Source organism: Mesorhizobium sp. M0870 (assembly GCF_040319775.1).
In the GTDB taxonomy this organism is placed as follows: Bacteria; Pseudomonadota; Alphaproteobacteria; order Rhizobiales; family Rhizobiaceae; genus Mesorhizobium.
Genome location: NZ_JAMYOI010000004.1, coordinates 259,195 through 274,585, shown reverse-complemented (window position 1 = coordinate 274,585; position 15,391 = coordinate 259,195). Strand labels below are relative to the sequence as shown.

Here is a 15,391-nt window from a genome sequence, read left to right as displayed (position 1 = left end):
TCGACAGTTGGCGAAAGCGATACGGCAGTCCGATCTCCCCCCTTGCGGGGGAGATGCCCGGCAGGGCAGAGGGGGGTGCCTCGCACTGACCTTGCGGATATTCCCCTGTGAACATCCTCGTCCTTTACGCCCATCCGGTCGAGACTAGCTTCAATGCCGGCCTGCACCGCATGATCGTAGAGCGGTTGACGGCGGCGGGCCATACGGTCGATGACTGCGACCTCTACGCGGAGGATTTCGATCCGCGGATGACGCGGCAGGAAAGGCTGGGCTACCACAATCCGCGCGGCGCCGCTGACGCTGCCGCACCTTATGTCGAACGCCTGCTGCGAGCCGATGCGCTGGTGCTTTCCTATCCGGTCTGGAACTACGGCTTTCCAGCGATCCTGAAAGGCTTTTTCGATCGCGTCTTCCTGCCCGGCGTGTCGTTCAAATTGGTCGACGGCAAGGCGCAGCCGTCGCTGCACAACGTACGCAAGGTTGCCGCGGTGACTACCTATGGCGGCAGCCGGTTCCGCGCCATGCTGATGGGTGATCCGCCGCGCAAACTGATCAAGCGCATGCTGCGCGCCACCGTCAAACCGGGCGCACCGGTGAGCTATCTTGCACATTATTCGATGAATCTGTCGACCGACAGCACGCGCAAGACCTTCATGGCCAAGGTCGCGGCACGCATGGATGCCTTCTGATGCGCGCGCTGGTGGTCTACTGCCATCCGGTGCCGGACAGCTTCTGTGCGGCAATTCGCGACACCGCCATCGACGTGCTGATGCGACGAGGCTGGGAGGTGCGGCTGCTCGACCTCTATGCCGAGAAGTTCGACCCGGTGATGGGTTGCGACGAGCGACGCTCCTACAATGACCAGGCGCCGCAGGACCCGGCGCTGAAGCCGCATTTCGAGCTGCTCAACTGGGCCGAAGCGATCCTGTTTGTATATCCGACCTGGTGGTACGGACTGCCGGCGATGCTGAAGGGCTGGCTCGACCGGGTGTGGGCGACGGACGTCGCCTTCAAGCTGCCGGCCGGCAAGGGGCGGATCAAGTCGCTGATGACGCATGTGACCAAGGTTGGTGTCATCACTAGCTGCGGCGCCCCGACCTGGTGGAGCGTCGTCGTCGGCCAGCCGGGACGCAAGACCCTGCTGCGCGGCATGCGGGCGCTATGCGCGACGCGCAGCCGGACGTTTTTCCTGGCGCACTATTTGATGGATGCCTCGACGCCGGCGACAAGGGCGGCGTTTCTGGCGAAGGTGCGGGCAAAGCTGGAGCGGTTTTGAGAAGCGGGGTCTCGTAGGGCGCTTTCCCCACCCCGTCCCGCAATCTCCGCTCCGCTCCGACCGCGAGCCGACCCTCCCACAAGAGGGAGGGTAAGAGGCGCTACATCCTTGTCCGCTCCGATTTCGGATCGTACATCGGCTTCAGCGAGGCTTCCGCCGCAAAGCGCTCGCCGGCGATCTCGATTTCGTAGGATGAAGCCAGCACATCCGCTTCGCTCTCGCCCTGGCATGGCACATAGCCCAGCCCGACCGCGCCGCCGAGATGATGGCCGTAATTGCCTGAGGTGATCGGACCGACGATCTTGCCGTCGCGCAGGATCGCCTCGTTGTGGAAGAGCAGGGGCTCCGGATCCTTCAGGCGGAACTGGACGAGCCGGCGTGACAGGCCGGCTTCCTTCTTGCGCAGCACGGCATCGCGGCCGATGAAGTCGCCCTTGGCGGTCTTCACCGCGAAGCCAAGGCCGGCTTCCAGCACATTGTCTTCATCGGTGATGTCGTGGCCGAAATGCCTGAAGGCCTTTTCGATGCGGCAGGAATCCAGCGTGTGCAGGCCGCAGAGCTTCAGGCCGCCTTCGGCGCCGGCCTCATCGATCGCCTCGAAGACATGAGCCGCCTGGTCGGTCGAGACATAGAGTTCCCAGCCGAGTTCGCCGACATAGGTGACGCGGTGGGCGCGGGCCAGGCCCATGCCGATCTCGATTTCCTGGAACGTGCCGAACGGATTTTTATCATTGGAAAAATCGTTGGGGCTGACCTTCTGGATCAGCTTTCTTGCGTCCGGGCCCATCAGGCAGAGCACGCTTTCGGCCGCCGTCACGTCGGTGACGACGACGAACTCGTCGGCGACGTGCTTGCGCAGCCAAGCCAGGTCGCGCTGCAGCGTGGCGCCGGGGACGACGAGGAAGAAAGCCGTTTCCGACAGCCGCGAAACCGTCAGGTCGCTCTCGATGCCGCCGCGCTGGTTGAGCATCTGGGTGTAGACGATCTTGCCCGGCGCGACGTCCATGTCGTTGGCGCACAGTCTTTGCAGGAAAGCGCTGGCGTCGCGGCCCTCGACACGGATTTTGCCGAAGGAGGTCATGTCGAACAGGCCGACGCCATTCCTGACCGCGAGGTGTTCTTCCCGCTGGTTGTCGAACCAGTTCTGGCGCTTCCAGGAATAGCGGTATTCGCGCTCCTGGCCCTCGCGAGCGAACCAGTTGGCGCGCTCCCAGCCGGCGACTTCGCCGAACACGGCGCCGCGCACCTTCAGATGCTCGTGCAGCGGCGAACGCCTGACATTCCTCGAGGTCGCCATCTGCCGATAAGGGAAATGGTCGGCATAGAGCAGGCCGAGCGTTTCCGAGACGCGTTCCTTCAAATAGCGGCGGTTCTTCTGGAACGGCTGGGCGCGGCGGATGTCGACTTCCCACAGGTCGAACGGGGCTTCGCCGTCATTGATCCACTGCGCCAGCGCCATGCCGGCGCCGCCGGAGGAGACGATGCCGATCGAGTTGTAGCCGGTCGCCATCCAGTAGCCGGACAGCTCCGGCGCCTCGCCGAGATAGTAGCGGTCGTCGGGCGTAAAACTCTCAGGACCGTTGAAGAAGGTGTGGATGCCGGCGGTTGCCAGCATCGGCATGCGGTTGACGCCCATTTCGAGGATCGGCTCGAAATGCTCCATGTCCTCCGGCAACTGGTCGAAGCAGAAATCCTCGCGGATGCCGTCCATGCCCCAGGGTTTTGCCACCGGCTCGAAGGCGCCCAGCATCATCTTGCCGGCGTCCTCCTTGTAGTAGGCGCACTCGTCCGGCACCCGCAGCACCGGCAGACGGGTGAGGCCGGGGATCGGTTCGGTGACGAGGTAAAAATGCTCGCAGGCATGCAGCGGGATGGTGACGCCGTTCTGCGCTCCCAGTTCGCGCGCCCACATGCCGGCGCAGTTGACGACGATGTCGGCTTCGATCGTGCCTTGGTCTTCGCCCTGTGCCCAGGACACGCCGCTGACGCGGCCGGCCTTGGTATGGACCTTGGTGACCTTCACATTCTCGACGATGGTGGCGCCGCGCTGGCGCGCGCCCTTGGCCAGCGCCATGGCGATGTTGGCGGGGTCGCACTGGCCGTCGAGCGGCAGATGAACGGCGCCGACGACATCGGAAACATTGAGATGCGGGTACATCTCGCTGACTTCCCTGGGCGAAATCTCGCGCACGTCGACATCGAAGGCACGCGCCAGCGACGCTTGCCTGTAGATCTCGTGCTTGCGCTCCTCGGTCAGCGCCACGGTGATCGAACCGACCTGGCGCATGCCGGTGCCGACCTCGGTCTCGGCTTCCAGCTTGACGTAGAGATCGGCGGAATATTTGGCCAGCCGTGTCATGTTCTGCGAACCGCGCAACTGGCCGATCAGGCCGGCGGCGTGCCATGTCGTGCCCGACGTCAGCTGTTTGCGTTCGAGAAGCACGATGTCAGTCCAGCCGAGCTTGGCCAGGTGATAGGCGACCGAACAGCCGGAAACGCCGCCGCCGATGATGACCGCTCTTGCTTTGGCGGGAATTGCCTTGGCGGTCATGCTGCCTCGCGACGGTAGCTGGAAGCAAAGCGGCGCAGACGAAGTGCAGCTTCCTGCAGCACGGGTTCGGGCTGGCAGAGGCTGATGCGAATGTGGCCGGCGGCCGCTTCGCCGAAGCTGGAGCCGGGCATGACGCCAACCTTTTCGCTGTCGAGCAGGGCCCAGGCGAATTTCTCGTCGTCCGGTTCGACGGCCGAGATGTCGAGCATGACATACATGCCGCCCTCCGAACCGCGCACGGTGACATCGTTCATGCCCCGCACGGCGTCGAGCAAGACGGTGCGGCGTGCCGCGTAACGTTCGGCGATCTCCTTGACGCCGTAACGGTTCTCCAGCGCCTCGGAACAGGCGATCGAGATGAAGGCCGGCAGGCCGTAGGTCGTCACCAGATTGAGATTGATCATGAGCGTGATCATCTCCTCCGGTCCCGTCAGCCAGCCCATGCGCCAGCCGGTCATGCCGTGGCTCTTGGACATCGAATTGATGACCAGCGTCCGCTCGGCCATCCCTGGCAGCGAGCGCGGCGAGACGTGCTCGCCACCGCCCAGCGTCCAGTAGACTTCGTCCGACAGCAGCCAGAGGTCGTGCTCCCGGCAGACTTCTGCCAACTGCTCCAGCCGCTCGCGCGAATAGACAGCACCTGTCGGATTGTTCGGCGTGTTGATCAGGATGGCGCGCGTGTTCGGCCGGATTGCCGCGCGGATCATGTCGGCACGTGGCTGGAAGCCATCCTCGGCCGGTGTCTCGACGACGGTGAAATCAGCGCCTGCGGCGCTGAACGTGTTGGGATAGGTGGCATAATAGGGCGCCACGACGATAGCGTGATCGCCCTGGTCGAGCACGCCCTGCACCGCGGCGTAGAGTGCGGCCTGGCCGCCCGGCGTGGCGATCACCTGATCCGGCGACGTCTCGACGCCGGTGCAGGCGGTCGAGGCCACCGCCATCGCCCTGCGCAGGCGCGGCAGGCCGGGAAGCGGGGTGTAGTGATGATTGCTGCCGCGAACCGCGGTCACACAGGCTTCGATCGTCGGCGAGGGCGTGTCGAAATCATGGTCGCCGACGGACAGCATGATGATGTCTTCTCCGGCCTCCTTGCGCGTCCAGGCGGCGAAATGGACTTCCCAGCCGTCCTTGCCCGAAGGCACGATGCCGGAAATACGCGATGATGGTCTAGGCATGCAAAACCCCCGAAATTTCGTAGCCGGCCTGTTCGAGCCGGTCGCGCAGAGCGGCGATGTGCGGTGGTCCGACTTCGCAGCAGCCGCCAACGATGCTTGCCCCAGCCTCGACCCAGCCGATCGCCTGGTCGGCATAGGCATCCGGGCCAAGGTCGTGACGGGCGTGCAGCACATCGACGGTGCCGCCGTGCTTGAGTGCTTCGGTTGAAGTGAAGCCATTGGCGTAGGCGCCGACCGGGCCGCCGAGGTCGATCAGTTCAGGCAAAGCCGCGGCGATTGCTTCCGGCCGGCAGCAATTGACCAGCCGCGCGGCGACTGCCAGGCCATCGAGCGCGCCTGCCGCGGCGGCTATTGTCTCGCCGCTGCGCAGCCGTGGCTTGCCGTGGTCGGCCAGCGTCCACGACACCCATACCGGCTTGCCGCTTTCCGATGCCGCGGTGACCGCCGCGCGGGCTTCGTCCGCCGACGCCATGGTTTCACACAGGAACAGGTCGACGCCCTCGGCCTGCTCGGCAACGATGCGGCGGTAGATATCGAGCGTCTCCTCGAAGGAAATGGTCAGCGCCGGTGCATAGCTGCCGAAAAGCGGCGACAGGCAGCCGGCGATGGCCGCATCGCCGGCTTCGTCGCGGGCCTGCCTGGCCAATTCGATGCCGCGCTTCTGCAATGGCTTGAAGAGGTCTTCCGCGCCCTCGCGCGCCAGGCGTTCGGGTGTCGCAGAATAGGTGTTGATGGTGATCACGCGGGCGCCGGCACGGATGAATTCCGCGTGCAGGTCGCGCACCAGATCCGGTTCGTCGATCAGCACCCTGGCCGACCATAGCGGCGTCGGCTCGGACTTGCTGCGGCGGACCAGTTCCTGGCCCATCCCGCCATCGGTGAGGATGATTTTCTTCATGCGCGCAGCCTTTCGTTCTTCGGATCCCACAGCGGTTCATCCTTCTGCACGATCGCCTGAAAGCGGTCACCGAAGATTTCGACCTCGACTGATGTACCTGGTTCGGCCAGGTCGGCGCGCAGCATGCCGAGTGCGATCGATTTGTCGACCCGGTGACCCCAGCCGCCCGACGTCGTCTCGCCGACGATCTTGCCGTCGTGCCAGAGTGTAGAAACTGACGGAGCGTCGCAATCGCCGGGGTTTTCCACCACCAGTGTGACGAAACGCTTCTTCACGCCTTGCTGTTTTTCGTTCTGCAGGGCTGCCTTGCCACGGAAGTCGGGCTTTTCCCATTTGACGAAGCGCTCAAGACCGCCCTGCAGGATCGAGTAGTCGGTCGACAGATCCCCCTTCCAGGTGCGGTAGCCTTTTTCGAGCCGGAGCGAATCCAGCGCATACATGCCGAACGGCTTCAGCCCATGCTGCTGTCCTGCCGCGCAGACGGCGTCGAAGATGGCGGCGGTGTCGTCGACCCTGGTGTGGATTTCCCAGCCGAGTTCGCCGGCGAAGGAGACGCGCACGAGCTTGGCCCAGCGGCCGGCGATCTTCGTTTCCTGATGCGTCAGCCACGGCAAAGCGAGGTCGGCTTCGCAGACATCGGCGAGGATTTTTCGCGAGTTGGGGCCGGCCAGGATCTGGGTGGAAAATTCCTCGGTCCGGTCGATCAGCTTGAACGGGGCGTCCTTGGGCAGGCGCGATTTCAGCCATTCGAAATCATGCCATTGGGCGACCGCCGCGGTGATCAACGTCATCACGTTCTCGTCGTGGCGCACGACGGACATTTCGGTGACGATGCGGCCCTTGTCGTCGGCAAAATAGACGAGACCGATGCGGCCGGGTTTTGGCACCAGCCCGGTGACCTGCAGGCTCAGCCATTCGGCAGCGCCCGGACCCTCGAGGTTGAAGCGCGAGAAACCCGGCAGGTCCAAAATGCCGGCGGCATCGCGCACCGCCAGGCATTCCTCGCGCACGCGATGATGCCACGGTCCGTCGCGGCGGAAGGTCAGCGTGGCTTCCTCGGAAACATCGTCGCCGTCCTGTGCATACCAGGTGGCGCGCTCCCAGCCATTATAGGCATCGAAGCGGCCGCCGAGCGCCTTGGTGCGATCATGGATCGGCGACAGCTTGCGGTCGCGGCCTTCCGGCCAGGCATGGCGCGGGAACTGGATGGCGTATTCGTTGCCGTAGATCTCCATGCCCTTGGCGACGCAATAGTCCGGCGCCGCGGCAAAGGAGGTGAAGCGGCGCGGGTCGCATGACCACATGTCCCATTCGGTCTGGCCCTCTGTCACCCATTCGGCCAGCACCTTGCCGGCGCCGCCGCCCTGGGCGATGCCGAAGGTGAAGACGCAGGCCTCGAAGGCATTGGGAACGCCGGGCATTGGGCCGATCAGCGGATTGCCGTCCGGCGTGTAGGGGATCGGGCCATTGATGACCTTGGACAGGCCGGCGGTGCCCAGGATCGGCACGCGGGCGACGGCGTCGGCCAGATAATGTTCGAGCCGGTCGAGATCGTCGGGGAACAGCTGGAAGGAAAAATCCTCCGGCATCGGGTCGTTGTGGGTGGCCCAATGCGCGCGGCAATTGCGCTCATAGGGGCCGAGATTCATGCCGTTCTTCTCCTGGCGAAGATAGTAGGAGGTGTCGACGTCGCGCAGCAGCGGCAGTTTCTTCCCCTGTTCCTTCGACCATGCCGCCAGTTCGGGAATCTCCTCGAACAAAATGTACTGATGGCTCATCACCATCATCGGCACGTCGCGGCCGAACATCCGGCCGACTTCGGCGGCGCGGTAGCCGGCGGCATTGACGACGATCTCGCAGCGGATCTCACCTTGTGCCGTCTCGACCACCCATTCGTCGTTCTCACGGCGCACGCCTGTGACCGGGCAGAAGCGGATGATCTTCGCGCCCATGTCGCGCGCACCCTTGGCCAGCGCCTGGGTGAGCTGCGCCGGATCGATGTCGCCGTCGCTCGGGTCGTAGAGCGCGCCTTTCAAATCATGCGTCTCGATGAAGGGATAGCGACGCTGGATCTCGTCGACACCGACAATGTCGATGTCCATGCCCTGGTAGAGGCCCATGCCCTTGGCGCGCTGAAATTCCTGCATGCGCTCTTTCGTGTGGGCAAGGCGCAGCGAGCCGGTGACGTGATAGTTCATGGGATAGTCGACCGCGTCGGCCAGCCCGCGATAAAGCTCGGTCGAATAGCGCTGCATGTTCATCAGCGACCAGGACGAGGAGAAAGTCGGCACGTTGCCAGCGGCATGCCAGGTCGAGCCCGAAGTCAGCTCGTTCTTTTCCAAGAGCACGCAGTCGGTCCAGCCCGCCTTGGCGAGATGGTAGAGCGAGGAGGTGCCGACGGCACCGCCTCCGATGATCACCACGCGCGCCGTGCTCGGCAAACCCGCCATGTTCTTCTCCAAACTTGAACTCAATAGACGGGTGGTGAAACCACCCAGATGACAATTGCCGGCTCGGCACCCGGATTGCGCCAGCGGTAGGGCTTGCCTTCGAAGCGAAAGGAGTCGCCCTCGCCAAGCCGATGCCAGACACCTCCGATCTCGATGTCGAACAGTCCGGAGGCGACGTATCCGGCTTCCTCGGTCGGTCGCTGCGCCTCGGCCTTCAGTTCCGCGCCTGGCGCGAAGACCGAACGCACCATCTCGAAGCTACCGCCGAGATCGGGCGACAGAAGCTCCTCCACCAGGCCGGATTCGCTTGTGCCAAGCGTGCGGCGCCTGCCGGCGCGCACGACCACGCCGCGCTCGCTTTCGACAGGTACGTCATGGCTGAAGAACAGGCTGATCGGCACGCCGAACAGTTCGGCGAAGGCCCTGAGGTCACCGAGCGATGGCGTCGACAGGCCGCGTTCGACCTGGCTGACCCAGCCGACGGAACGGCCAAGATTCAGGCCAATCTCGGCGAGTGTCAGCCCGCGCGCCTTGCGCAAGGCCCTGATGTCGCCGGCCAGCACGCGTTCGTCAGGTCCCTGCAATGTTCTTGCGGTAGTCGAAGGCAAAACGCTCTCTTCATGAAAAATAACTGTCAAATTTCATGAGAAATCAAGCTCATGAAAAAATCAAGTGGATTTTCACGGATGCACAAGATTTGCTTGCGCGATTTTGACGGTTCATGCAAAGGCTCCGCCGAGAGCGGCGAATGGGGACGTCCGATCGAGACAAAGGGTAAGGGACGGCCCATGCTGGAAAATAACCCCCGAATTGCGGGCGATGCCGAGATTGTCGACGAGGCGATCCTGTCGCGCCGTTCGGTGCGCGCATTCCTGCCCGACATGGTCGACGACGACACCATCCGCGCCATTCTGGCGGTTGCGGCGCGCGCCCCATCCGGCACCAACATGCAGCCATGGAAAGTCTATGTCACCAAGGGCGAGAGCAAGCAGCGGATATCAGACGCCATTCTCAATTCCGGCATTCGCGCCGAAAAAGCCGATTGGGACGAGTACCGGTATTATCCCACCCAGTTCTTCGAGCCGTATCTGACCCGCCGCCGCGCCAACGGTTTCGGCCTCTATGGCGCGCTCGGCATTGGTCGCCGCGAGGTCGACAAGATGCGCGCCCAGCACGACCGCAACTTCGTCTTCTTCGACGCTCCGGTCGGCATGATCTTCACCATCGACCGCCGCCTCAACCAGGGCTCGTGGATTGACTACGGCATGTTCCTGCAGAACATCATGGTCGCAGCTAGAGGCAGGGGTCTGCACACCTGTCCGCAGGCGGCCTTCGCGCCCTATCACCGGCAGATCAGGCCGGTGCTCGACATTCCGGACGAAGAGATCGTCGTCTGCGGCATGGCGGTTGGTTACGAAGATACGTCAAAACCTGAAAACGCCTTCCGCACCGACCGCGTGCCGTTGGAAGAGTGGGTGACGTTCAGCGAGTAAGCCAGCCAGCTTCATTCCGTGTTCATCTGTGCGCCGTGGCCGCTGACATGGACGCCGTCTTGCGGCGTCAGCTTGAGGTAGGCAAGCAGCGCGCAGAGCGTGATGACGCCCTCGATCACGAACAGGATGCGAAAGTCGTCGGCGACGGCAGGGCCGCCGCCCGCCAGAAACGACAGTGCCGCGGCGGCCAGGCCAACGCTGATCGCCACTGCCAGCTGCCATAATATGTAATAGAGCGCGCTGAAACGGGCGAGCTGCTCGGGCGCGATGTCGGAATAGGCGAGGTTGCCGGTCGAGGCCCATTGCGCGGAGCGGAAGACGCCGAAGACGAAGATGTAGGTGAGCACGATCCATACCGGCGTCGTCGCCTGCATCAGCGCGAAGCCGGCAACCAGGGCGGCGACGATGGGCGTGTTGTAGACCAGCACGCGGCGAAAGCCGAAACGGTTGAGGACACGCGGCATGAAGAACCGCATGGCCACGGAGCCGACCGCGGCGACGAAGGTCAGCGATCCCGCCTGAACCGCGCTCATGCCGAAGCCGAGCTGGAACATCAGCGGCAGCAGGAAGACGACGGAGCTGAGGCCGATCGTGTCCAGCCCGCCACCGGTGAGGAACGAAATGCGGAAGGTACGGATGCGCAACAGCTTGAGATCGAGCAGCGGATTGCGCACGCGCAGGCAGTAGAACGAGGCGATGGTCAGGATAACGAGCGCCAGCGCCAGTTCGGCGGCGATGATGCCGCCCGCGGCATCCTTGGCGGCAAGCGAATCCATGCCGAAGACCAGCAGGACCATGCCGCTGCCGACCAGCAGGAAGCCCGGAAAATCGAACGGCGTGCGCACCGGCTTGGTCATCGTCGGAAACAGCGAGGCGGCAAGAATTGCCGCAGCCAGCGCGAACGGCACGTTGATGAAGAAGATCCAGCGCCAGGAAATGTAGGTGGTCAGCGCGCCGCCGACGAGCGGACCGACCAACGGTCCGGACTGGCCGGCCAGCGAGATGGACATGTTGATCTTCAGCGTTCGGCTGCGCGGAAAGGTCGACAGGATGACGACCTGGCCGAGCGTGCCCATCAAGGCGCCGCCAAAGCCTTGCAGCGCGCGGGCGCCGACCAGCGTCCAGATGTTGTCGGACAGCCCGCAGAGCGCCGACGAGGCGGCGAACACCAGCAAGGCAAAGCAGTAGACGTTGCGCAGTCCGAAGCGGTCGGCGGCCCAGCCGCCAAGCGGCATCGAGATGATCAGGCTGGCGACATAGACGGTAATCAAGAGGCCGAGCTGGCTGGGCGGACGCCCGAGGCTTTCGCTGATGCCCGGCAGCGCGGTCACCACGACATTCTGGTCGAGGCTGGTCATGAACACGCCGCAGGCGACCGTTAGCGGCAGCAGGAGCAAGGCTCTGGCCGGCACATCGGCGCAATCCGTGGCGCCGGCGGATAGTTCTGCGGTCATGGAGATGTTCGAACCAAACGAATGTGCCGACTCTGAGACGGGATTTACCCCTTGGACCGGCCTGGCGGTCATGTTTCCAACCATGAGCGCCCGAGGCGCGATTCTCTAGCGGCAGAACCGGCTGGCGTTGATGCCAGAAGTGACGCGGCGCCCTGGCCGACAGGGCGCCTACTGCACCTCGTAGCCGACTTCCTCGCTGGCATGGCAGAGCGCCTTCCAGAACGAGCGTGCGAATGAGCGGAAGACATAGATGTCGAACTGGTCGGCGCCGGTGCGCTGGATCTGGGCGAAGATGTCGTGATGGGTGGTCGAGCGGCCGGCGCCGATGGGAAAGGCCGGCAGCGAAAAGTCGATGGCGAAGAATTTCGCCAGCACCCATTCAGCCTTAGGCCCGGCAATGCGGATGGCGGTGCGGCCATGTGAAAGATCGGTCACGGTGCCGATGGCCGGCGTTACCACTTTGGCAAAGGCGGGGGCCAACCCTTCGGCCTCGTCGGCGATAGTGAACTTTCCCGGCGCGAAGCCGAACACCGATTTCACGCCGTCGCTCAAGCCGCCGCCTGCGCCATCGGGCAGAGCAAGCCCGGTGACGGTGCGGATGGCTGCTATCAGCTTCTTCTCCTCGCCGGGCCACGCTGCCAGCTGCACGATCGAGCCAGGCCGCGTCTCGGTCAGGATGATCTCGACGCCATGCTCGAAATTGCCGTGTGAGCCGACGTGAAATTCCGGTTCGAGTGGCGACAAGGGTTCGGGTGACTGGCGCTCAACCATGCATGCGGCTCCCGTCCGGATCGAAGAAGTGGTTGGAGACGATCTCGACCGGTCCAAAGCGGTTGCGCAAGGGATCGGAGACATGGGCGCGCGTGCCCTGCCGTGCCTTGCCGCCCTTGACCAGCGCCAGCGCGATATGCTTGCCGAGCGCCGGCGAATAGCAGCAGGCGGTGATATGGCCGATGGAGTCGTGCGGATTGGCTTCGTCAACCTCCTCGACGATGTGGGCGCCACCGTTGAGTGGCCGGTTATCGAGGGCGATCAGGCCGACCAGTTCAAGGCGGTCCGATGCGATCAAGCCTTCGCGGTCCATCATCGCCGAGCCGATGAAAGGCTTCTTCTTCGACAGCATCCAGTCGAGATGCAGGTCGCGTGCCGTGGTGCGGCCGTCGATCTCGGCGCCGGTGACATGGCCCTTTTCGATGCGCATGGTGCCCAGTGCCTCGAGCCCATAGGTGGCCAGCCCGAACGGCTTGCCGGCTTCAATAAGCGCTTCCCAGACATGGGTGCCGTGGCCGGCGCCGGAATAGACTTCGAAGGCCATTTCACCGGAGAAGGACAGCCGGCAAATCATCACCGGCACGCCTGCTATATCGCCACGCACGATGCCCATGAAGGGCAAGGCGGCGTTGTCGACCGACGTGCCGGTGACACAGGCGGCGAGGATCTGCCTGGCCTTCGGCCCGCCGATCGCGGCACCCGCCCATTCGTCGGTCACCGAGGTCACGTGGACTTTCAGCTCCGGCCAGATCACGTCGAGGAAATACTCCAGATGCTGCATCACCTTGCCGGCATTGGCCGTGGTGGTGGTCATCAGGAAATCCTGATCGCCGAGCCGCCAAGTGGTGCCGTCGTCGAAGGCTAGGCCGTCCTCGCGCAGCATCAGCCCGTAGCGTGCCTTGCCGGCGGCGAGCGTCGAAAACATGTTGGTGTAGACGCGGTCGAGGAATGCGGCGGCGTCAGGGCCTTGCACGGCAATCTTGCCCAGCGTCGAGACATCGACGATCCCTGCGCTTTCGCGCGTCGCCTTGGCTTCGCGCACATAGGCCTGCTCGACCGTCTCGCCGGCATGACCGTAGATCATCGGCCGGTACCAGAGGCCGGCGGAATACATCGTCGCGCCACTGGCCAGATGCCAGTCATGCATCGGAGTCAGCCGCTCGGGCTTCAGGTCGCCAAAACGCTCGGCCGCCAGCGAGCCGATCGACACCGGTGCAAAGGGCGGCCGGAAGCGCGTCGTGCCGACCTCGGGGATCGGCTTGCCCAGCGCTTCGGCCATGATTGCGAGGCCAGGCACGTTGGAACTCTTGCCCTGGTCGGTCGCCATGCCGAGCGTGGTGTAGCGTTTCAGATGCTCGACCGAGACGAAGCCCTCGCGGTGGGCCAGCCGCACGTCCTCAGCCGTGACGTCGTGCTGGAAATCGACAAAGCTCTTGCCCTTGGCCCTGATCTCGAACACCGGGGCGGGATCGGGATCGCCGGGCACTGCTTCGACGGTCGGCAGCATGGACGGTGTGCTCTGCCCGCCGGCGGCGGCGAGGCCGGCGGCGCGGCCTTCGGCGATGGCTTCGGTGGTGGAAAAACTGCCGGTGAAGGCACCGGCGCCGATCCATTGCTGTGGGGGCCACTTTTGTGTCGGCTTCGGCGGCAGAAAGGCTTGCCGGGCGGCGTTCCATTCCGCCTTGGCACCGGCCTGGCTGGCCAGATGGATGGTCGGCGACCAGCCGCCCGACATCAGCAGGCAATCGGCATGGATGCTGCGTGCATCACCGATGAGCGTGCCGTTGGTCATGTCGAAGCGCTGCAGTTTGAGGCCGGACAGCGCCTTGCCGCCTTCGGTGGCGACGACGGCATGGCCAGCGAAGATCTCGGCCTCGGCTTCCGCGGCCAGCTTGCGCATCTCCGGCGAAAGTTCCGGCCTGACATCGGCGATGGCGACGACCGCGGCACCGGCCTTCTTCAAGGCGACCGCCGCCCGATAGGCGCTGTCATTGTTGGTGAACAGTGCGATCCGCTCGCCCGGCAGCACGCCGAATTCGTTGGCGTAGCGCTCGGCGGCATGCGCCAGCATCACACCGGGCCTGTCATTGCCGGGGAAGACCAGCGGCCGCTCGAACGCACCAGTGGCCAGGACCACGGATTTGGCGCGGATCGCCCAATAGCGATGGCGCGGCTCGCCCTTGCCTGGCTGATCCTTATGGTCGCTGACCCGTTCGAGCGCGGCAAGCGTGTTGTTGTCGTAGTAACCCCAGACCGTGGTGCGCGGCAAAAGGCGGACATTGTCTCGGCCTTCGAGCTGGGCGACCGTGCGACGGGCCCAATCGGCGGCAGGCGCGCCGTCGATCGTTTCATCGGACCAGTTGGCCGAACCGCCGAAAAGCGGCTCGAGATCGGCCAGCATGACGCGCGCGCCCTGATCGGCGGCGGCCTTGGCGGCCATCAGTCCGGCCGGGCCGGAGCCGACCACCAGCACGTCGCAAAAGGCGTTCATGCGTTCGTAGCGGGCCGGATCCTTCGCCGATCCGGCACTGCCGAGACCGGCTGCGCGGCGGATGAAGTGTTCGCAGAACATCCAGAAGCGCGTGCCCTTGAGCGGACCGAACACCGGTCCCATGAAGGTCTTGTAGTAGAACCCGGCCGACAGGATCTTGCCGCCGAGCTGGTTGACGGCGTTGATGTCCCAGGCAAGCGAGGGGAAGCGGTTCTGGCTGATGGCAACCAAGCCGTCATGGATCTCGACCATGGTCGCCGGGATGTTGGGTTCACGGACCTCGCCCTTCAGCACCGTCACCAGCGCATTGGGCTCCTCGACGCAGGCAGTCAGCAATCCGCGCGGGCGGTGGTATTTGAACGAGCGGCCGTACAGCGTGACGCCCTTGGCCAGCAGGGCTGACGCCAGCGTGTCGCCGGCATGGCCGGTGTAGGATGCGCCATCGAAGGTGAAGCGGATGGTTTTCAGCCGGTCGATGCGGCCGCCGGTGTCGGTGCGGCGCGGGCTCATGACTTGTCCTCCGCCTTGCGGCGCGCGGCGGAGCCATGATCGCCGCGCCCTTGATGATCACCGCGCACAAAAGCAACGCTGGAAATCTCATGCGTCAGCGTGTTGCGCACGACGCGCAGATGCGTGCGGCAACCGCCGGAATGCTGCCAGATCTCGTTGTGATCCCCGGCCGGGTTCAGCCTGTCATAGACATAGGCATTCCACGCCTCGAAATTCTGAGAGGCAGGATCGGGACGCTCGCGGTTGCCGTCACCCTGATAGGTGAACTCGATGACGTCGCGCGGGCCGCAATAGGGGCAAGTGATCAACATTGAACTCT

The 15,391-nt window shown here is 64.3% G+C and carries 12 protein-coding genes; 3 read left to right on the top strand and 9 right to left on the bottom strand.

What is annotated here, in order from left to right; genetic code table 11:
- Window positions 1-107 precede the first annotated feature (107 nt).
- Both NKH97_RS07595 and NKH97_RS07590 read left to right on the top strand, forming a co-directional pair.
- The gene (locus tag NKH97_RS07595) at window positions 108-689 is read left to right on the top strand and encodes an NAD(P)H-dependent oxidoreductase (RefSeq protein ID WP_128304399.1); all 582 of its coding nucleotides are present in this window, start codon (window positions 108-110) and stop codon (window positions 687-689) included.
- Window positions 689-1,276, top strand: coding sequence for an NAD(P)H-dependent oxidoreductase (locus NKH97_RS07590; RefSeq protein ID WP_352795948.1), 588 nt, complete (start codon window positions 689-691; stop codon window positions 1,274-1,276). Before NKH97_RS07595 ends, NKH97_RS07590 begins: the two co-directional genes overlap by 1 nt.
- Window positions 1,277-1,376: 100 nt before the next feature.
- Here the strand turns inward: NKH97_RS07590 and NKH97_RS07585 are convergent, their stop codons facing one another.
- The 5 genes from NKH97_RS07585 to NKH97_RS07565 are packed head-to-tail and all read right to left on the bottom strand — an operon-like array spanning window position 1,377 to window position 8,961.
- Complete coding sequence (locus tag NKH97_RS07585) at window positions 1,377-3,827, bottom strand: GcvT family protein (protein ID WP_352795946.1); 2,451 nt, start codon at window positions 3,825-3,827, stop codon at window positions 1,377-1,379.
- Window positions 3,824-5,005, bottom strand: coding sequence for a pyridoxal phosphate-dependent aminotransferase (locus tag NKH97_RS07580; RefSeq protein WP_352795944.1), 1,182 nt, complete (start codon window positions 5,003-5,005; stop codon window positions 3,824-3,826). Before NKH97_RS07580 ends, NKH97_RS07585 begins: the two co-directional genes overlap by 4 nt.
- Window positions 4,998-5,903: a homocysteine S-methyltransferase family protein gene (locus tag NKH97_RS07575; protein WP_352439853.1), complete on the bottom strand. Its 906-nt coding sequence runs from the start codon at window positions 5,901-5,903 to the stop codon at window positions 4,998-5,000. The genes NKH97_RS07580 and NKH97_RS07575 overlap by 8 nt, the downstream gene beginning before the upstream one ends.
- Window positions 5,900-8,353 carry a GcvT family protein gene (locus NKH97_RS07570; RefSeq protein WP_352795942.1) on the bottom strand — a complete coding sequence of 818 codons (2,454 nt, stop codon included), beginning with the start codon at window positions 8,351-8,353 and terminating at the stop codon, window positions 5,900-5,902. The genes NKH97_RS07575 and NKH97_RS07570 overlap by 4 nt, the downstream gene beginning before the upstream one ends.
- Before the next feature lie 20 nt (window positions 8,354-8,373).
- A complete protein-coding gene (locus NKH97_RS07565) occupies window positions 8,374-8,961 on the bottom strand; it encodes a helix-turn-helix domain-containing protein (RefSeq protein WP_502895795.1) in 588 nt (195 codons plus the stop codon).
- Window positions 8,962-9,141: 180 nt separating this feature from the next.
- Between NKH97_RS07565 and NKH97_RS07560 the strand changes: the two genes are divergently transcribed.
- Window positions 9,142-9,846 carry a nitroreductase gene (locus NKH97_RS07560; protein WP_023812343.1) on the top strand — a complete coding sequence of 235 codons (705 nt, stop codon included), beginning with the start codon at window positions 9,142-9,144 and terminating at the stop codon, window positions 9,844-9,846.
- Window positions 9,847-9,857: 11 nt separating this feature from the next.
- Here the strand turns inward: NKH97_RS07560 and NKH97_RS07555 are convergent, their stop codons facing one another.
- From NKH97_RS07555 to NKH97_RS07540, 4 genes are all read right to left on the bottom strand, one after another.
- On the bottom strand, window positions 9,858-11,300 hold the full coding sequence (locus NKH97_RS07555; protein ID WP_352795939.1) for an MFS transporter: 1,443 nt from the start codon (window positions 11,298-11,300) through the stop codon (window positions 9,858-9,860).
- A gap of 168 nt (window positions 11,301-11,468) precedes the next feature.
- Entirely contained in the window at window positions 11,469-12,071 is a 603-nt protein-coding gene (locus NKH97_RS07550) for a sarcosine oxidase subunit gamma (RefSeq protein WP_023812340.1), read from the bottom strand.
- Entirely contained in the window at window positions 12,064-15,072 is a 3,009-nt protein-coding gene (locus tag NKH97_RS07545; RefSeq protein ID WP_352795937.1) for a sarcosine oxidase subunit alpha, read from the bottom strand. Before NKH97_RS07545 ends, NKH97_RS07550 begins: the two co-directional genes overlap by 8 nt.
- Window positions 15,069-15,383, bottom strand: a complete 315-nt coding sequence (locus NKH97_RS07540; protein ID WP_023812338.1) for a sarcosine oxidase subunit delta — start codon at window positions 15,381-15,383, stop codon at window positions 15,069-15,071. Before NKH97_RS07540 ends, NKH97_RS07545 begins: the two co-directional genes overlap by 4 nt.
- Window positions 15,384-15,391 lie beyond the last annotated feature (8 nt).